Here is an 18536-nt window from a genome sequence, read left to right as displayed (position 1 = left end):
GGTCAGAGGGGCTGGATCAGGAGTTGCCGCCGGCCCAGATGAAGCCGAAGGCGATGCCCAGCAGCGCCAGGGCCTCGATGACGGCGAAGCCGATCCAGACGTACGGAAGGGTCATCCGGGACGACTCCGGCTGACGGGCCGTCGACTGGATGTAGGCCGAGAAGACCAGGCCAACGCCGATGCCCGGGCCGATGGCCGCGAGACCGTAGCCGATGGCGGCGGTGCTGCCCTCTACCGCGGCGTAGATGTCCATTGGTTGGTTCCTCCTGGGTATCACGCGTGACTCTCACGCGGGACGACAACGGTTGGTGCGAAAGATCGGATCAGTGCTCGTCGGCGAGCGCGCCCTGCACGTAGCTGGCGGTCAGCACCGTGAAGACGTACGCCTGCAGACAGATCACCAGGAACTCGAGGAAGGTCAGCGCGATCGTCATCACCCACGACAGCACCGACACGGGCGCCAGCCAGACGTTGGCGCTGATCATGGCGAACCCGCCGAGCGTGAAGACCAGCAGGAGCATGTGGCCGGCGAACATGTTCGCGAAGAGACGGACGGCCAGCGAGAACGGCCGGACCAGGAAGGTCGAGAAGAACTCGATCGGAATCAGCAACGGCAGGATGTACCAGGGCGCCGGCGGGATCAGAGAGTTCTTGAAGTACTTCACGAAGCCGTGGTGCCGGATGCCGACGAAGTTGAACATCAGGTAGCTGATCACGGCGAGGAAAGCCGGGAACGCGATGTGCGAGTTCGGCGAGATCTGGAAGAACGGCACGATCGCGAAGAAGTTCGTCAGCAGGATGAAGCAGAAGAGCGTGGTGAAGTACGGAGCGAACCGCACCCCCGCGTGCCCGATCATGTCCACCGCGATGTTGTTGCGCACGAAGCCGTAGATCGACTCGGCGAACCACTGCTTCTTGGTGGGGACGAGCTGCGGCTTCCGGTAGCTGACCAGGAAGAAAATGATCAAGATGCCGACGGCGACCCACACCATCGCCGTGATCTTGGTGAACCAGTACGAGTTCTCCGCACCCCAGGGCAGGATGCTGGGCAGGTAGAAGTCCCCCACCTTCGGCGGGAATTCCGCCTGGCCCTGAGCCAGGACGTTCGCCTGTCCGAACACCGCGTCCCTTCCTAAGTAGGCGTGCCCAGCCGGCGGACGACCAGGATGATGCCCCCGGCCATGCCGAGCACGACCCCGATGCCGGTGGCGACGCCGCCGGTATCGAGCCAACGGTCGACCAGCCAGCCGACGAAACCCCAGACGAGCATGCCCCCGATGAGGTATGAGAGCGCGGTCCAACCCTGACCGGCACCGGACGGAACGTCGCCCGAGCCGCCAGCGTTGGGGGGTTTCTGGTCACCGGCCATGACGGGGCGAACGATATCAGCAAGGCAGAAGAGGTTGTGCCTCACCCCCCGCACAACCTGGTTGTGTGGGACACGGGCGGGCGAAGTCGTCTGGAGGCACGGTACTCCTCCCCCGCCACTGAGAGAATGACCGATCGCCGACACTCCGGCGCGTCGTCCGCAGGATGGGACGCGTCAGCGCGCGACCCGTCGCGCGTGGACGGTGGCCAGCCACCAGATGTGCACGCCGGTCCAGACCACCACGCCCGCCGCGACACCCACGCAGAACGGGATCAGCCCTGGCCAGCCGGTCGAGGCGACCAACGCCATCACGCCGCCGAGCGCGGTCATCTTGGCCACGTAGAGGCCCAGCCCGAACGGCAGCACGAGCTGCGGGTCGCGGGCGTCGGCCCACGCCAGCACCACGGTGGTGAGCGTGTAGCTGACCGCCGTGACGGCCACCCCGGCCGCCGCGCCGAACGCGCCGTCCGCGCCGCGCCACACCCCGCCGGCCACCGCCGCCACCGCGGCCAGCACCGCCACCGCGGCCAGCAGCACGGGCAGGTGGCGCAGTCGCCACCCGCGGTCCGCGACCGCCTCCGCCGCGCCCATGCCCGGCTCAGCCACGGGGGTACGCCGGGAACACCGTGATCATCTGCCGCTCCCTCGCGTTCTCCACAGCGAAGGAGTCTACGGAGCCGCACACTGGAGCCCGTGAGATGCCTCGTCACCGGTGCCACCGGCTACATCGGCGGGCGCCTCGCGCCCCGGCTCCTGACCGAGGGACACACCGTGCGCTGCCTGGCCCGCAAGGCCGGGCGGCTGCGGGACGTGCCCTGGGCCGCCGAGGCGGAGATCGTCGAGGGCGACCTGCGCCGCCCGGAGACCCTGCCGGCCGCGTTCGAGGGGGTGGAGGTCGCGTACTACCTGGTCCACTCGCTCGGTCAACGCGGCTTCGAGGCGGCCGACCGGGAGGCGGCGACGAACTTCGCCGAGGCGGCGCGCGCCGCGGGCGTACGCCGGATCGTCTACCTCGGGGGGCCGGAGCCGGCGGAACGGGACGGCCTGCCCTCGGCGCACCTGCGCTCCCGGGCGGAGGTGGCCCGGATCCTGCTCGACAGCGGCGTGCCGACCGCGGTGCTGCGGGCCGCGGTGATCATCGGGTCCGGCTCGGCCTCGTTCGAGATGCTGCGCTACCTGACCGAGCGGCTGCCGGCGATGGTGACCCCGCGCTGGGTGCGCAACCGGATCCAGCCGATCGCGGTCCGGGACGTGCTGCGCTACCTGGCCGGCTGCGCCCACCTGCCGCCCGAGGTGAACCGCGGCTTCGACATCGCCGGCCCGGACGTGCTGACGTTCACGCAGATGATGCAGCGCTACGCCCGGGTGGCCGAGCTGCGGCCCCGGCTCATCCTGCCGGTGCGCCCGCTCACCCCGGGGCTCTCCTCGCACTGGGTCGGCCTGATCACCCCGGTGCCGAACGCGATCGCCCGCCCGCTGGTGGAGAGCCTGATCCACGAGGCGGTGGCGCACGAGCACGACATCGCCCGGTACGTGCCCGACCCGCCCGACGGGCTGACCGGCTTCGACCAGGCGGTCGGCCTGGCGCTGGCCAAGGTGCGCGACGCGGCGGTGGAGACGCGCTGGTCGACCGCGAGCGGGCCGGACGCGCCGGCCGAGCCGCTGCCGTCGGACCCGGACTGGTCCGGTGGCACCGCCTACACCGACCTGCGGGAGCAGGCGGTGAGCGCGCCGCCGGCGGCACTGTGGCGGGTCATCGAGGGCGTCGGCGGCGAGCACGGCTGGTACTCGTTCCCACTGGCCTGGTCCGTGCGCGGCTGGCTGGACCGGCTGGTCGGCGGCGTGGGGCTGCGCCGGGGCCGGCGCGACCCGCACCGGCTCCAGGTCGGCGAGGCGCTGGACTTCTGGCGGGTGGAGGAGATCGTCCCGGGTGAGCTGCTGCGGCTGCGCGCCGAGATGCGGCTGCCCGGCCGGGCCTGGCTGGAAATGCGCGCCGAGCCGGCCGAGGCCGGCCACAGCCGTTACGTGCAGCGCGCCGTCTTCCTCCCGCACGGCCTGCCCGGCCACCTCTACTGGGCCTCGGTCGCCCCGTTCCACGCCGTCGTCTTCGGCGGCATGGCCCGCAACATCGCCCGCAACGCCGAACACCCCACCCCCTAACCCACCCCCACTCCCCCTCGCCCGCCCACTCCCCTCGCCCGCCACCCCCACGCGGCCTCTTTCCCGGAAAGAGTGCCTATTCCTGGCCGCTTGGCCACTCTTTCCGGGAAACAGCGCCCGACGGGGAGGGGGGCGGGGGGTGAGGGGCGGGGTGGGTCAGTTGCCGGTGCGGGGGCTGGTGTGGTGGAAGGCGACCGCCTCGCCCGGGGGAACGAAGTCGCGGACCGGCTGGTCGCGCAGTGCCCAGGCGAGGATGCGGCCCACGGCGGCGATCTGCCGCTTCTGCACGCCGCCGCCGACCGCGTCGCGCGGGTCGTCCGGGTTCGCGGCGATGGTGGCCACCGCGAGCTGCGGGGTGAACGCGACAACGGTCTCCGTGGCGTTCCGCTCCGAGCTGCCGGTCTTGCCGGCCAGCGGGCGGCGCAGGCCCGGGGCCAGTTCCTCGGCCGTGCCGCCGGCGCACCTGCGGTACATCGACTGGTCGCCCACCGGGCAGCGGCTGGCGTCGGCCGCCGCGCGGGCCACCTCGGTGTCCAGCACCTGCCGGCAGTCGGCGTCGCCGGCGGCAACCCGGCGGCCGGTCGCGTCCGTGATGGAGGTGACCGGGGTGGGCCGGCACCAGGTCCCCTCGGCGGCGACCGTGGCGTACGCGTTGGCCAGGTCGAGCGGCGTGGTGGCGGAGACGCCCAGCGTGAACGGGCCCCAGCTCGCCGCCCCGTCGCGGGCCAGCTTGGCGTCCTGGGGCGCACGGAACACGATGCCCAGCCGTTCGGCCATCTCGACCACCCGGTCCGCGCCGACCCGCTCGGTCAGCCAGGCGAAGTAGGTGTTCACCGAGCGGCCGAACGCGTCCCACATGTCGCGGTCGCCGTCCATCCAGTAGGTGTTGGCGTTCGCCGGGCACCACCGGCCGCCGCAACTGGCCGGGCCGCCGGTGATCGGGTACTTCGTGACGTACACCGGGGGGGCGTCGAACTCGGTGTCCAGCGGCAGTCCGGCCTCCAGCGCGGCCAGCAGCGCGAACAACTTGAACGTGGAGCCGGCCTGGTAGCCGGTGATGCTGCCGCCCCCGGCCACGAGCTGGTTGACCGTGTTCGGGTAGTTCTGCTGCCCGGCCGGGTTGTCGCCCACGCCGTAGCCGCGGTTGACCGCCATGGCCAGCACCCGCCCGGTGCCGGGCTGCACCACCGCGGTCGGCGCGGCCCGCGCGATCGTCTCCGGGTAGATCGTCCGCACCTGCTCGCTCGCCTTGGCCTGCACGTCCGGGTCGAGCGAGGAGACGATCGACCACCCGCCACGGCGCAGCGTGCGCTGCCGTTCGTCAACGGTCTTGCCGAACGCCGGCTGGGCGTTCCACCACTGGGTGAACCAGTCGCAGAAGAAGCCCCAGTCGTTGTGGCCGGCCGGCACCGCCGCGCAGTCGTTCGGGGTGGTGCTGGGCTTGAGGTCCAGCTCGGTGCCCTTGGCCGCGGTCGCCTCCGCCGCGTTCACCCGGCCGGTCTCCACCATCCGGTCCAGCACGTACGCCCGGCGGTCCAGCGCCGCCCCGGCGTCGCCGTTGATCGGGTCGTCGTGGTCCGGCGCCCGCACCAGGCCGGCGAGCAGCGCGGCCTGGTCCAGGGTGAGCCGGTCCGGCGTGGTGGAGAAGTAGCGCTTGCTGGCGGCGGCGATGCCGTACGCGCCGGCGCCGAAGTACGCGATGTTCAGGTAGCGCCCGAGGATCTCGTCCTTGCCGACCTGGCGTTCCAGCGTCAGCGCGTACCGCATCTCGCGGATCTTGCGGCCGGCGGTGATCTCGGTGGCCGCGGTCCGCTGCGCCTCGGTCAGCCGGGGGTCACCGGCCAGCGCGTTGCGCACGTACTGCATGGTCAGCGTGGAGGCGCCCTGCCGGGTGCCCTCCTTGCGGTTGGCCGTCAACGCCCGCAGCACGCCCCGTACGTCGACGCCGTGGTGCTCGTAGAAGCGCACGTCCTCGGCGGCCACGATGGCGTCGCGCATCACCGGCGCCACCTCGCCGACCGGCACGTCCACCCGGTCCTCGACGTAGAACGAGGTGATCAGCGTACGGCCGTCGTTGGCGTACAGGTTGGCGCGTTGCGCCGGCTGCGGCGCCCGGAGCGCCTCCGGCAGCTCGGTGTACGGCATCAGGTTCTTCACGCCCAGCCCGAAGACCAGCGCGGCCGGCAGCGCGGCGGCGGCCAGGGCCAGGCCGGCGAGCACGCCGGCGAGCAGAACGGTGAACAGCTTGTCGAGATGGGCGCGGTTCATCAGCTCTCCCCGCAGGAGCCGGCCGTACGGACCCGTCAAGAATGACCGGATTCGCCGTTTTGGCCGGGCACCTTCGCTGAAATGCGCAGGAAGTTCGCGAGAAAGGATGAACCTCAGGGCAGCAACGCGGCGGCCAGCGGCTGGACCGTCTCCTCGATCTCGTCGGCCACCCGGCTGAAGCACTGGTCGCCCCGACCCCACGGGTCGTCCAGGTCGTCGGTGGGCAACGCGGAGTCGCCCCGGCGGGCCGCGTCGACCGCCGCCACCAACGCGACCCCGCGGGTGTGCACCGCCTCCGGCGTCCGCTCGGCGGGCGGCAGCGCGGACCGGTCCAGCGCGCCCAGCAGCCGGCCGAACTCGCCCAGCACGAACGTGCGCCCGGCGGCGTCCGGCCGCAGCGCCACCACGTACTCCTGCTGGTCGGCGGTGGCGGTGAGCACCAGGTCGGCGGCGTCGATCAGATCCGAGCGCAACCGCCGCGCGGCGAACCCGGCCACGTCACCGCCGCGCGCGGTCACCTGCCGCGCGGCCGGCGGGTTCATCTCCTCACCGGCGTGCCAGCCGCCGGTGCCGGCGCTGTGGCTGTGCACCAGCGCGTCCGAGCCGGTCGGGTCGACGTCGAGCCGGGCCAGCCGCTCCCGCACGGCGAGCAGCAGCAGCCGCTCGGCCATCGGCGACCGGCAGATGTTGCCCATGCAGACGTGCAGGACGGTGAAGGGCGGCACTCAGACCCCCCGGTCGTCGAGAATGTCCGGCGCCACCTCGCGCAGCTTCGCCAACGACACCGCGCCCTGGCGCAGCACCCGCGGCACCTCGCCGGTCAGGTCGACGATGGTGCTCGGCACCGGGTCCACCGCCGGCCCGGCCTCCAGGTAGGCCCGGACGCCGTAGCCGAGCTGGTCGCGGGCCTCCTCGGCGGTGAGCGCGGCGGGCTGGCCGATCTTGTTGGCCGAGGCCACCGCCATCGGCCCGGTCTCCCGCAGCACCTCGAGCGCCACCGGGTGCAGCGGCATCCGCACCGCCACCGTGCCGCTGGTGTCGCCGAGATCCCAGGCCAGGCTCGGCGAGTGCTCCACCACGATCGTCAGCGCGCCCGGCCAGAACGCCTCGACCAGGTCCCGGGCCGCCTGGGGCAGCGAGAAGACCAGGCCGTCGAGCGTGTGCCGGGAACCGATCAGCACCGGCGGCGCCTGCCGGGCGCCGCCCTTGGTGTCCGCCAGGGCCTTCACCGCGTACGGCGTGAACGCGTCCGCCCCGATGCCGTAGACCGTGTCGGTCGGCAGGACGACGAGTTCCCCGTTCTTGACCGCCTCGATGGCAGCGGCGATGCCGCGGTCCCGGTCGGCGGGCGACCGACAGTCGTAGAGCATCACGAGGAGTCAGTCTGCCACGCCGCGCCGGGGTCGGCGTGTCGGCCGTCCGCCGACCGGGACGCGGTCGCCCACCGGGGCCGCCCGGCCAGGTCCCGGTGCTCCGCCACGCGCTCGTACCGGCCGTCGGCGGCGAGCAGGGCCGGCACCGCCGTGGCGTGCGTGTCGTCGTGCTCGACGCCGATCACCCCGCCCGGGCGCAGCAGCGTCGCGGCGCGGGCCACCACCGGCCGGATCACGTCCAGCCCGTCCGCGCCGCCGAACACCGCCTCGTCCGGGTCGTGGCCGGCCACCTCCGGCGGCACCGTCACCGCGCGCGGCACGTACGGCGGGTTGCAGAGCAGCACGTCGACGCGGCCGGCCAGCGCCGCCAGCAGCTCCGGGTCGGTGACGTCGGCGGCCACCACCTCGACCGGCCGGTCGCCGGCGGCGGCCCGGGCGGCGGCGTTGCGGCGCAGCCAGGCCAGCGCGGCCGGCGCGCGTTCCACCGCCAGCACCCGGGCCGACGGGACCTCCTGGGCGACCGCGAGCGCGATCGCGCCGGAGCCGCTGCACAGGTCGACCACGAGCGGCGCGGCGAGCCGCCGGGCCGCGTCGACGCCCCAGCCGGCCAGCAGTTCGGTCTCCGGCCGGGGCACGAACACGCCCGGCCCGACGGCCAGTTCCAGGTGCCGGAAGCCGGCCGCGCCGGTGAGGTGCTGCAACGGCTCCCGGGCCATCCGCCGGTCGAGCAGGGCGGCGAGGCGGTCGCGCTGGGCCGGGGTGAAGCCGTCGGCCAGCGCCAGCCGCCCGCGCGGCACCCCCAGCACGTACGCGGCCAACTGCTCGGCCTCCGCCCGGGGCGCCTCGACGCCGGCGGCGGCCAGCGCGCGGGCCGTCCGGACGATCACCGGCGAGACGCGCTCGCGTTCTGTCCCTTCGGACGGGTGTTGTGGGAGTGTGCTCACGCAATAATCATGAAGCGTCGCGGGTCGCCACACGAGCGGGTGCGTCCGGGCGCACACGGCAGGGAGGTCGCGAGTGGGCTGGCTCGACCAGGTCGAGGACCAGGTTGACGCCCTCCGACGTGCCCGTGCGTTGCAGGAGGCGAGCCGTTCCGCCGAGGCGTGCGTGCTGCTCGAGCGCGTGATCCGCACCACCGACGACCAGTACGCCCGCGCCGACGCGCTGGTGCAGCGCCTGTCCGCGCTGATCAATCTCGGTCGGACCGCCGAGTTCACCCGCGCCGTCGAGGACGCCTCCGCCGCCGTACGGGACCTGGCCGAGCCCTACCTGCACGGGCACCTCAACGCGCTCGCCGCGCTCGCCGCCCACCACCAGGGCGCGCTCGACCGGTGCGTGATGCACCTGGTCCGGGCCGCCCGCGCGCTCGGCGCCGACGACACACCGGACCGGGACACCGCCTGGGGCTGGCACGACCTGGCGATGGCGTACTCGTACCTCAGCTTCCACGGCCACGCGCTCGGCGCGATCGAACGCGCGCGCGAGGTCGGACTGAGCGCGGGCATCCCGGAGGAGACGTTCGCCGCGCCGGGGATCCGGCTGCGCAACGCGGTGGCCCTGGACCACAACGGCGACAGCGACGGCTGCCTGCGGGTGCTGCGCGACGTGGCCGGCGACCTGGCCCGGTTCCTGCGCGGCGGGCGGGCCGGCAATCTGCGGCCCAGCAGCCTCGCCGCCTACGGGTACGCCGCCGCCCGCCGGGCCGCGCTCGGCGACCGGGTGGAGTCCGCCGGGGACGCCGACCCGACCCGCCTGCTCGGCCACGGCGGGGACAGCGCCCGCGCCCGCGACCTGCGCCAGCTCGGCCAGGTCTGCCTGGCGGTCGCCGCCGGCCGGCCGATCGAGGCGGTCACCCGGCTGGACGCGATCCGGGTCTCCGACGAGACGCTCGGCGCGGCCGAGCCGCCCCGGCTGCGCAGCATCGCGCTGGCCCGGGCCGGCGACCACGCCGGGGCGCACCGCGCGGACCGGCACGCGTTCCGGCTGGCCGCCCGGCGCAGCGACCGCCTGCGGGACGTCTACATCGACGGCATCGCGGCCCGGATCGACCACGAGGAGATGCGCCGGGAGGCCGCCCGGTACGAGGGCGAGGCGCTCACCGACCCGCTCACCGGCCTGCCCAACCGGCGCCGGCTGGAGCGCTACCTCGGCGCGGTGGTGTCCCGGGGCGAGCGGGTGGTGATCGGCGTCTGCGACCTCGACGGGTTCAAGGCGGTCAACACCCGGCACGGGCACCACTCCGGTGACCTGGTGCTGCAACGGGTGGCCGGCGTGATCAACCGGGTGATGCGGCGGGGCGACTTCGTGGCCCGCTACGGCGGCGACGAGTTCGTCGTGGTGCTCCCGGACACCGGCATGCCGGAGGCGGTCGAGGTGGCCCGGCGGATCGAGGCGGCCGTGCGCACCGAGGACTGGGACACCCTCGTCCCGGGCACCCCGGTCGGGGTGACCATCGGGTTCGCGGAGGTCGACGGCAGCACCACGATCAGCGTCCGGGAGGCGCTCGGCGCCGCGTTCGAGCTGGCCGACCGGGAGATGCTGCGCGCCAAGGACCGCCTCCGCGCGAGCTGAGGGCGCGAGGCGGGGCGCCCGTCGACGCACCGGCGGTCAGCGGCGGGACAGCTCGGTCTCGCCGGCCAGCCGGGCCGCGCGATCCGCCTCGGTCAGCGCGTCGAGCACCCCGTCCAGCTCGCCGGCCAGCGCCAGGTCGAGGTTGTACGCGGTGTAGCCGATCCGGTGGTCGGTGATCCGGTTCTGCGGGAAGTTGTAGGTGCGGATCCGCTCCGACCGGTCCACGGTGCGGACCTGCGCCTTGCGGGCGTCCGAGGCCGCGGCGTCGGCCTGCTCCTGGGCCGCGGCGAGCAGCCGGGCGCGCAGGATCCGCATCGCCTGCTCGCGGTTCTGGAGCTGCGACTTCTCGTTCTGGCAGGACACCACGATGCCGGTCGGCACGTGGGTGATCCGGACCGCCGAGTCGGTGGTGTTGACCGACTGGCCACCGGGCCCGGACGAGCGGAACACGTCGATCCGCAGCTCGTTCGGGTCGATGGTGACGTCCACGTCCTCCGCCTCGGGCAGCACCAGCACGCCGGCCGCGCTGGTGTGGATCCGGCCCTGCGACTCGGTCACCGGGACGCGCTGCACCCGGTGCACGCCGCCCTCCCACTTGAGACGGGACCAGACGCCGTTGCCACCCTCCGGCACGCCCTTGGTCTTGATCGCCAGCGAGACGTCCTTCACGCCGCCGAGGTCGGAGTCCTGGGCGTCGATCACCTCGGTGGTCCAGCCCCGGCGCTCGGCGTAGCGGGTGTACATCCGCAGCAGGTCGCCGGCGAACAACGCCGACTCCTCACCGCCCTCGCCGGCCTTGATCTCGACGATCACGTCCTTGGCGTCGTGCGGGTCACGCGGGATGAGCAGCTCGGCGAGCCGTTCCTCAAGCGCCGGCAGGCTGGCCGCGATGGTGTCCGCCTCGGCGGCGAACGCCGGGTCCTCGGCGGCCAGCTCGCGTGCGGCGACCAGGTCGGCACGGGCCTGCTCCAGCTCGCCGGCCGCCTTGTGCAGCGGCACCAGCTCGGCGTACCGCCGGCCGACCCGCCGGGCGGTGCCCTGATCGGCGTGGATGGCCGGGTCGGCCAGCCGCTTCTCCAGCTCGGCGTACTCGTCGAGGAGGGCGGCCAGGCGCTCACTGCTCATGCTGCGGATGCTCCTTCGGACGACACGACGACACCGGCGGAAAACGGACGAACGCCCGTGCCCGGCACGGAGCCGGACACGGGCGTCGTCGACGGAGCTACTTGGCCTTCTTGGCCTGGACCTTGGCGTACTTCTGCTGGAACTTCGCGACCCGACCGGCGGTGTCCAGCACGCGCTGCTTACCGGTGTAGAACGGGTGGCAGGCGCTGCAGGTCTCGACGCTGATGGCGCCGCCCTTGGCGGTGCTGCGGGTCGTGAACGTGTTGCCGCAGGAGCAGCGGACCTCGGTGGTCGTGTACTCCGGGTGGATGTTGGGCTTCATGTCGCCTCGGTCCTTTCGTGGGTGGTCGCCGGGTCGCCGTCGGTGTGCCCCGTCGTGGTGACGGGCTCGGGCGTGAACCGGAACCGGTGGCCGATTGACCAGTGTGCCATGGGCGTCGGCCGGCCGGCACAGCAGGTCCGGCAGCCGTAACGCCCGGCCACCTCCCCGCATTCCCACCCGCCGCCCCACCACTCCCCACCCCGCCGCCCGACCCCGTCGATCATGAAGTCGACCGGGGTGTCGGTCCGTTTTGTCGCCGCCAACTTCATGATCGGCGAGACGAAGACCCGGGGGTCCGGCGGGGGCTCCTCCCCCAGGTCGAGGAGCCCCCGCCGGGACCTACGCGGCGGGGCGCGCCTGCGCCGCCGCGGTGGTGGCCACCGTCGCCTCGGCGCGTACGCCGTTGACGGTGACCGTGAGCAGGATCCGTGCGCCGGGACGCAACGCGGTGAGCTGCCCGGTCGACGGGTCGAACCGGGCCACGTGCCACGGGCGTACCCCGGCCGCGTTGCCGACGTGCAGATTGGGCGAGCCGGCCCAGTCGGCGCTCACCGGCGGCCCCACCGGCACCTGCCGACCGCCGGGCTGGGTGAGCGTGGCCGACACCGCCACCGGGGCGCCGAGGCGTACCTGGGCCGGCGCGTCCAGCGCGAGCCGGTCCACGTGGGCGTGCGTCTCCGCGGCCACCCACTCCGGCCCCTCCGCGAGCGGGTCGCGGCGGGCCCGCTCCGCCTCCCGCGCGGTGACCGGGTCCACCCCGAACTCGGTCCAGCCGGTGAAGCCGCCGAGCCCGGCCGGGGTGGACGGGTCCTTGCCCGCGTTCCCGTTGATCACGTACGGAACGCCGTCCACCCGGTCGGCGTGGAACGTGCCGACGTGACCGTTCACCATCAGCGCGCCCTTGCCGGTGCGGTGCTGGAAGTCGGCCAGCCACTGCTCGACCAGGGCCGCCTCCTTCCGGTCGCCGAGCTGGCTGGCCTTGGCCGGGCCGGGATCACGCGGCGGGTGGTGGAACAGCACCGCGACCGAGCCGACGGCGCGGTCCGCCGCCGCCTCGTCAAGCGTCCGGCGCAGCAGCTCCACCTGGTCGAAGCCGCCGCCGCGCAGCGAGCCGCTGGCCGTGCTCAACGTGAGGAACCGGGTGCCCCGGTGGTCGAAGACGCGGGAGGTGTCCCCGAACACGCTCCGGAAGTTGTCGATCGGGGCGCCCATGATCTCGTGGTTGCCCGGCACGTAGTGGTAGGGCACCTCGCCACCCAGCTCCTCGTCCAGGATCCGCTTGGCCAGCGCGAAGTCGGCCGGGTACGCGGTGTCCACGAAGTCGCCGTCGATGATCAGGAAGTCCGGTCGGGCGGCGCGGACCTCGCGCAGCGTACGGCGGGCCTGGGCGACCAGCTCGCTGTCCGGGTCGGCGGCGACGAACTGGGCGTCGGAGAGCACCGCGAAGCGCCAGGGCGCGCCGTCCACGGTGCCGTCGCGCAGCACCACCCGGTCGGTGCGGTTCGGCTCCGGCGGGGCCTGCACGTCCGGCGGCACACGGGCGACCAGGTCGTCGATCACCACCTCGCTGCGGTACTGCTTCGCCGGATCGGTCTCGGCCACGTAGAACCGGCGCACCCGCACCGGGTACTGCACGCCCGGCGGCACCGCGAACTCGACGTACTTCCAGCCGGTCCAGTCGAGGTACGGGCCGCGCAGCACGAACTGGGTGTCCTGCGCGTCGTGCAGGTGCAGGCTCGGCCACTCGCCGGTGCCGTTCGCCCTGATCCACATGCCGAACGCCTGCGGCTGACCCGGCACGTCGATCCAGGCCGGCGGGTCGGCGTACGCGGCGCGGGTGCCGGTGGACCTGTCGAACTCGTACGACATCCGCAGGCCGGTGCCGGTGTGCCCGTCGGCCGGGGCGACCGCGCCGGCGGCCCGGGCCTGGCTGAACGTCCAGGAGGCGGCGTCGTCGAAGCCGGCCACCGGCACGTCGGTCAGCCCCACCGTCACCGGCAGCACCGTGCTGTGCCCACCGACGCGGGCGGTGACCAGCGCCGATCCGGACCCGCCGAGCGCCGTCACGGACAGGTTGCCGTCGGCGGTGGGGGTGACGGAGAGCAGGTCGCGGTCGTACTCCAGCCGCAGGTCGGCCGGCTCGATCGGCGCGGTGTTGCCCTCGGCGTCGTAGCCGACCACGCCGAACAGGCCGGTGTCGCCCGCCCGGTCGAGGCCGACCCGGTCGACGGTGCCGTCGACGCGCGCCAGCGGGCCGAGCACGGTCAGGTCGAGCGTGCCCCGGGCCCGCCCACGCGCGGCGGTGACGGTGCTCCGGCCGGGGCTGCCGGCCCGGAACACCCCGTCGTCGTCGACCCGGCCGTGGGTGGCGTGCCAGCGCGGCGCGCCGGCCGCCGGCCCGTACGTCTCGTCATAACCGGCGGCGGTGAGCCGGCGGGTGAGGCCGGGGAAGACACGGTCCGGCCGTCCACCCCGCACCGGGGCGACGCCGGGCGCGGCGGTCGGGTCGCTGGCGGTCTCCAGCCAGTACCCGGTGAGCCGGCCGCTGCCCTTCGGCGCGTAGACGGCCAGCCCGTTCGGCACCGGCCGCTCGCTGCCGTCGGAGGGGCTGTTCTCCACCTGGACCGCCGCCGCGCCGGGCTCCCGGGCCAGCAGCGTGGAGGAGCCGCCGCCGTCGAGGTTGAGCGCGTTCGCGGCGCCCAGCTCGACCATCATCCGGCCCATCTCGGTCTGGGTGACGCCACGGCTGTCCACCTGCCGGCCGTCCACCGTCAGCATGATCATCCGGCGTCCGTCGGCGGAGAACCCGACCGACGTACGCGGGGCCAGCGACTGGTCGGCGATGGTCTGCACCACGCCGTCCCGGACCAGCACGTTGCCGCCGCCCACCGCGGCGCGCAGGTCGCCGCCGTCGGAGGCGCGCGGACGCCAGGACAGGTCCACCGGGTCGCCGGGACGCAGCGCGGCGAGCGCGTCCGCCCCGGCCTCCCGGCCCAGCAGCACCGTGCTGCCGGCCGGGATCGGCCCCTCCCCCGCCGTGGTGGCGACCGCGGCCACCCGCCCGCCGGTCACCGTCACCTCGACCACCCGCGCCGCGCCGTCGACCGCGCGCTGCCGGGGGTACGCGCCCCAGAGCGGCGTGAACACGCCCACGCCGTCGCGCTGCACCATGTTGTTGAACTGGGTCAGCGGCACCGGCCCGCCGGGCAGTGCGGCGGTGCCCTCGAAGCCGACCTCGACCACCCGGCCGATGCCGCCAGCGCCGATCCCGACCGCGTTGGGGTGCCCGGCCACCGGTGACTGCACCAGCTCGCCGGAGCGGATGCCGACGCCCTGGGCGGCGCCGGAGTTGTTGATGTCGAAGAAGTCGCCGTTGACGGCCGCCACGGCGCGGGACCGGTCCACCGCCGCCCGCAGCGGTTCGTCCCGGGTGACCGCGCCGGAGTTGACGTAGTCCACGGTCAACCCGCCGGACAGGTCGGCGGTGAGCGCGTCGGCCCGTAGCCAGCCGGCGGCGTCGTACCGGTCGAAGGAGGTCAGGTCGAGACCGGGCGCGACCGGCCGGGTGGTCTTCGCGGTTTCCAGGCCGCCGGCGGGTTCCACCCCGGCCAGCGTGACCGCCGACTCGGGCCGGGAGGAGGCCGCCGGCGCGTCCTCGGCCGGCGTGGCCGTGGGGGTGACCGTGGTCGACGGCGTGGCCGCCACGGCCGGCGGCGTCGGCGCGGTGAGGGTGAGCAACGGCGTCAGCAGCAGGACGCCCGCGGAACGGATGGATCGACTGCGCAATCGCATGGACGACAGTCAACCCGACTGTGAATAGAAGTTTCAATACCCAGCGGCTGAACCGTAGAAAAACTTCAGCAAGCCGGGGTGCCGGTCACGCGAACGAGGGGCACGGCCGGTGGCCGTGCCCCTCGTCGTCGGTCCGTCAGGTCACTCGCCCGGAGTGGACTTCGCGATCTGCATCAGGAACTCGATGTTGGTGCGGGACTGCTTGAGCCGGTCCAGCAGCAGGTCCAGCGCGGCCTGCGAGTCCAGCGAGTGCAGCACCTTGCGGAGCTTGTGGATGATCGCCAACTCCTCCGGCGCGAGCAGGACCTCCTCCTTACGCGTGCCGGTGGGGTTGATGTCGATCGCCGGGAAGACGCGCTTGTCGGCGATCTTCCGGTCCAGCTTCAGCTCGGCGTTGCCGGTGCCCTTGAACTCCTCGAAGATGACCGTGTCCGCCATGGACCCGGTCTCCACCAGCGCCGTGGCGATGATGGTCAGCGAGCCGCCGTTCTCGATGTTGCGGGCCGCGCCGAGGAAGCGCTTCGGCGGGTAGAGCGCGGTGGAGTCGATACCACCCGACATGATCCGGCCGCTGGCCGGCGCCGCCAGGTTGTACGACCGACCGAGCCGGGTCACCGAGTCGAGCAGCACGACCACGTCGTGCCCCAGCTCCACCAGGCGCTTCGCCCGCTCGATCGCCAGCTCGGCCACCGTGGTGTGGTCCTGCGGCGGACGGTCGAACGTGGCCGCGATGACCTCGCCCTTGATCGACCGCTGCATGTCGGTGACCTCTTCGGGTCGCTCGTCCACCAGCACCACCATCAGGTGGCACTCCGGGTTGTTGCGGGTGATCGCGTTCGCGATCGCCTGCAACACCATGGTCTTGCCCGCCTTGGGCGGCGACTGGATGAGCGCACGCTGACCCTTGCCGATCGGCATGACCAGGTCGATGACCCGGGTGGTCAGGATGTGCGGCTCGGTCTCCAGCCGCAGCCGCTCCTGCGGGTAGAGCGGGGTGAGCTTGTAGAACTCCGGCCGGCGCTTCGCCTCGTCCGGCTCCATCCCGTTGATGGTGTCCAGCCGGACCAGCGGGTTGTACTTGTCGCGCCGCTGCTCGCCGTCCCGGGCCGCCCGCACCGCGCCGGTGATGGCGTCACCGCGGCGCAGGCCGTACTTCTTGATCTGGGACATCGAGACGTACACGTCGTTCGGGCCGGCCAGGTAGCCGGTGGTCCGGACGAAGGCGTAGTTGTCGAGCACGTCGATGATGCCGGCCACCGGGACGAGCACGTCGTCCTCGCCGACCTGCGGCTCGCGGGCGGTGGCACCGCCGTCGCCGTTCTCGCCCCGCTCGCCGCGGCCACGCCGACGGTCCCGGAACCGGCTGCGCCGGCCCCGCCGGCCGCCGTTCTCGTCGTCGTCGTCGTTGTCCCGGCTGTCCCGGTTGTCCCGCTCGGCACGCTGACCCCGGTCGTTCCGGTCACCCCGGTCGTTGCGGTCGGCGCGATCGTTGCGGTCGCTCCGGTCGCTCCGGTCGTTACGCTCGGCGCGCTCGCCCCGGTCGTTGCGGTCGCTCCGCTCGGCACGCTCGTTGCGGTCGCCCCGCTCGGCACGCTCGCCCCGCTCGGCACGCTCGCCCCGGTCGTTACGCTCGGCACGGTCGCCCCGGTCGGCACGGTCGTTACGGTCGCCCCGCTCGGCACGGTCGTTACGGTCGCCCCGCTCGGCACGCTCGCCCCGCTCGGTACGGCCCCGGCCCTCGGCACGCTCGTCGCGCTCGGCACCGCGCTCGGCCCGCTCGCCGGTCTCGGCGGGCGCCTGCTCGGCGGGCGCCTCGGCCGGACGCGCCTCGACCGGGCGTGCCTCGGCCTGACGTGCCTCCGTGGTCGCGCTCGCGGCCCGGGTGCGGCGGCCACGGGTACGGCCCTCGGTCGCCTCGGCGGCCGGCGCCTGCTCGGCGGGACGACGCCCGCCCTCGGCCCGCTCCTCACGGACCTCGGCGTGCACCTCCTCGCGGGCGGGAGCCGCCGCGGCCGCGACCTCGGCCCGCGGTCGAGGGGTTCCGGCGGCGGCGCCGCCCTGCCGCTCGGTGATCGCACTGATCAGCTCGCCCTTGCGCATGCGAGCCGTACCAGAGATGCCGAGCGACGCGGCCAGGCTCTGGAGCTCCGGCAGCAGCATCGCCGACAGGCCGGTACCGCTGCGCCGACGGCGTGTGGGGGCCGCGGTGGTGGCATCGCCAGCGACGTTGGAAACATCCGACGTCACGTCGGTGGTGTCGCTCAATGGATTCCTTCCCTCGATAGGCCGGGGCTGCCCGGAGTCGTGGAACCAGGTGGCCGGGCGGCCTCGGTGCACCCGCCTCGCATGGACGCGTCGCGGGAGTCTGTAACACAGCAGCAGGGCGGTCTCCCGACTCACCAACCTCGGTGAGCAGGTCTCGCCGTCTGCGGCGACCTGTGGAAACTGCGGTGCGGCGTAGGCCTTGGGCAGGGGTGACGGGCTGACCGCCGAGAGCTTCGGGGGTGCGCCGAACCGCAGGAAGATCGCATGCTTCGCGGCTGTGCTCGGTCTAGAGGGTAATCAACTCTTCCGACCTGCGGCAACAGGGTCCCGCTCGGCGTGTCAAAGTCTACCCCGGAAAACCCGGGCTCCGCTGACATCTGTCGGCAACTCCCACCGGCGCCATTCTGTTCCCACCTCGAAGCCCACCGGCACGTCGGAGAGCGCCAGCACGGTCGGGCCGGCCCCACTGATCACGGCGGCCACACCCGCCTCACGCAGCGCGGCGACCAGCCGGGCGCTGGCCGGCATCCCCGGGGCGCGCTGCTCCTGGTGGAGGCGGTCGACGGTGGCCGGCAGCAGCAGCGCCGGGTCGACGGTCAGCGCGTGCACCAGCAGCGCAGCCCGGCCCGCGTTGGCCGCGGCGTCGGCGTGCGGCACGGTGGCCGGCAGGGCGGCCCGGGCCGCCGCGGTCAGGCCCCGCTCGGCAGGCACGAAGACGGTGGGCCGGACCGCGGTCGCCACCGGCAGCGAGACCGCCCGGGCGCCGGACGGCTCCGTCCAGGCGATCGTGAAGCCGCCGAGCAGGCACGGCGCCACGTTGTCCGGATGCCCCTCAAGCTCCGCCGCCAGGCGCAGCGCGGCATCGTCGTCCAGCCGCTGCCCGCCGTCGACCACCAGCGCGCGGGCCGCCAGCACCCCGGCCACGATGGCCGCCGAGGACGAACCCAGACCGCGGGCCTGCGGGATCCGGTTGACGCACTCCAACGCCAGGCCGGCGGGCTGCGCGCCCAACACGTCGAACGCGGCCCGCATGGCGGTCACCACCAGGTGCCGGTCGTCCGCCGGCAGCTCACCGGCGCCCTCGCCGGTGACCCCCACCCGGACGCCGCCGCCGGTCACCTCGGCCGTCACGTCGTCGTGCCGGCCGAGAGCCAGCCCGAGCGCGTCGAAACCGGGGCCGAGGTTGGCGCTGGTCGCGGGCACCCGGACCCGGACCGGACCGGAGGCGAAAGTCGTCGGCACCGGCTCATGCTAGGGCCTGACCCCGACACCGCGCCGCACCGCCCGCAGC

At 73.8% G+C, this 18536-nt stretch carries 15 protein-coding genes; 2 read left to right on the top strand and 13 right to left on the bottom strand.

Annotated features, from left to right (window positions below; translation table 11 throughout):
• Window positions 1–16: 16 nt before the first annotated feature.
• The 4 genes from VKK44_RS03480 to VKK44_RS03465 all read right to left on the bottom strand — a co-directional run bounded on the left by VKK44_RS03480 (window position 17) and on the right by VKK44_RS03465 (window position 1960).
• Window positions 17–253, bottom strand: coding sequence for an ATP synthase F0 subunit C (locus VKK44_RS03480; protein ID WP_343445390.1), 237 nt, complete (start codon window positions 251–253; stop codon window positions 17–19).
• A 70-nt stretch (window positions 254–323) separates the two neighbouring features.
• Window positions 324–1121, bottom strand: coding sequence for a F0F1 ATP synthase subunit A (gene atpB / locus VKK44_RS03475; protein ID WP_343445389.1), 798 nt, complete (start codon window positions 1119–1121; stop codon window positions 324–326).
• An 11-nt stretch (window positions 1122–1132) separates the two neighbouring features.
• Window positions 1133–1369: an AtpZ/AtpI family protein gene (locus tag VKK44_RS03470; RefSeq protein WP_107157102.1), complete on the bottom strand. Its 237-nt coding sequence runs from the start codon at window positions 1367–1369 to the stop codon at window positions 1133–1135.
• 174 nt (window positions 1370–1543) lie between these two features.
• Complete coding sequence (locus VKK44_RS03465; protein WP_343447644.1) at window positions 1544–1960, bottom strand: hypothetical protein; 417 nt, start codon at window positions 1958–1960, stop codon at window positions 1544–1546.
• A 102-nt stretch (window positions 1961–2062) separates the two neighbouring features.
• On the opposite strand from VKK44_RS03465, the gene VKK44_RS03460 reads away from it, so the two are divergent.
• The gene (locus VKK44_RS03460; protein ID WP_343445388.1) at window positions 2063–3529 is read left to right on the top strand and encodes an SDR family oxidoreductase; all 1467 of its coding nucleotides are present in this window, start codon (window positions 2063–2065) and stop codon (window positions 3527–3529) included.
• A gap of 156 nt (window positions 3530–3685) precedes the next feature.
• On the opposite strand, the gene VKK44_RS03455 is transcribed toward VKK44_RS03460, so the two are convergent.
• The 4 genes from VKK44_RS03455 to prmC form a co-directional block, all read right to left on the bottom strand.
• Window positions 3686–5797 (bottom strand): transglycosylase domain-containing protein, encoded by a 2112-nt coding sequence (locus VKK44_RS03455; protein WP_343445387.1) that lies wholly within the window; start codon window positions 5795–5797, stop codon window positions 3686–3688.
• Between the two features lie 113 nt (window positions 5798–5910).
• Window positions 5911–6522: an arsenate reductase/protein-tyrosine-phosphatase family protein gene (locus VKK44_RS03450; protein WP_343445386.1), complete on the bottom strand. Its 612-nt coding sequence runs from the start codon at window positions 6520–6522 to the stop codon at window positions 5911–5913.
• Entirely contained in the window at window positions 6523–7167 is a 645-nt protein-coding gene (locus VKK44_RS03445) for an L-threonylcarbamoyladenylate synthase (protein ID WP_458351652.1), read from the bottom strand.
• On the bottom strand, window positions 7167–8114 hold the full coding sequence (gene prmC, locus VKK44_RS03440) for a peptide chain release factor N(5)-glutamine methyltransferase (RefSeq protein ID WP_343445385.1): 948 nt from the start codon (window positions 8112–8114) through the stop codon (window positions 7167–7169). The genes VKK44_RS03445 and prmC overlap by 1 nt, the downstream gene beginning before the upstream one ends.
• Window positions 8115–8187: 73 nt before the next feature.
• Here prmC and VKK44_RS03435 point away from each other — a divergent pair, with 73 nt between their 5' ends.
• On the top strand, window positions 8188–9741 hold the full coding sequence (locus VKK44_RS03435) for a GGDEF domain-containing protein (protein WP_343445384.1): 1554 nt from the start codon (window positions 8188–8190) through the stop codon (window positions 9739–9741).
• A gap of 36 nt (window positions 9742–9777) precedes the next feature.
• Here VKK44_RS03435 and prfA read toward each other — a convergent pair whose 3' ends face one another.
• The 5 genes from prfA to thrB form a co-directional block, all read right to left on the bottom strand.
• Window positions 9778–10866, bottom strand: a complete 1089-nt coding sequence (gene prfA, locus VKK44_RS03430) for a peptide chain release factor 1 (RefSeq protein ID WP_343445383.1) — start codon at window positions 10864–10866, stop codon at window positions 9778–9780.
• 97 nt (window positions 10867–10963) lie between these two features.
• Window positions 10964–11188 carry a 50S ribosomal protein L31 gene (rpmE, locus tag VKK44_RS03425; protein ID WP_181570044.1) on the bottom strand — a complete coding sequence of 75 codons (225 nt, stop codon included), beginning with the start codon at window positions 11186–11188 and terminating at the stop codon, window positions 10964–10966.
• 339 nt (window positions 11189–11527) lie between these two features.
• Window positions 11528–14980 (bottom strand): phosphodiester glycosidase family protein, encoded by a 3453-nt coding sequence (locus VKK44_RS03420; protein ID WP_343445382.1) that lies wholly within the window; start codon window positions 14978–14980, stop codon window positions 11528–11530.
• 141 nt (window positions 14981–15121) lie between these two features.
• The gene (gene rho / locus VKK44_RS03415; RefSeq protein WP_343445381.1) at window positions 15122–17245 is read right to left on the bottom strand and encodes a transcription termination factor Rho; all 2124 of its coding nucleotides are present in this window, start codon (window positions 17243–17245) and stop codon (window positions 15122–15124) included.
• Between the two features lie 339 nt (window positions 17246–17584).
• On the bottom strand, window positions 17585–18487 hold the full coding sequence (gene thrB / locus VKK44_RS03410) for a homoserine kinase (RefSeq protein ID WP_343445380.1): 903 nt from the start codon (window positions 18485–18487) through the stop codon (window positions 17585–17587).
• Window positions 18488–18536 lie beyond the last annotated feature (49 nt).

This window comes from Micromonospora sp. DSM 45708 (assembly GCF_039566955.1).
Taxonomy (GTDB): domain Bacteria; phylum Actinomycetota; class Actinomycetes; order Mycobacteriales; family Micromonosporaceae; genus Micromonospora.
The sequence above is the reverse complement of the archived record's forward strand: the minus strand, read 5'-3'. Positions and strand labels throughout refer to the sequence as shown.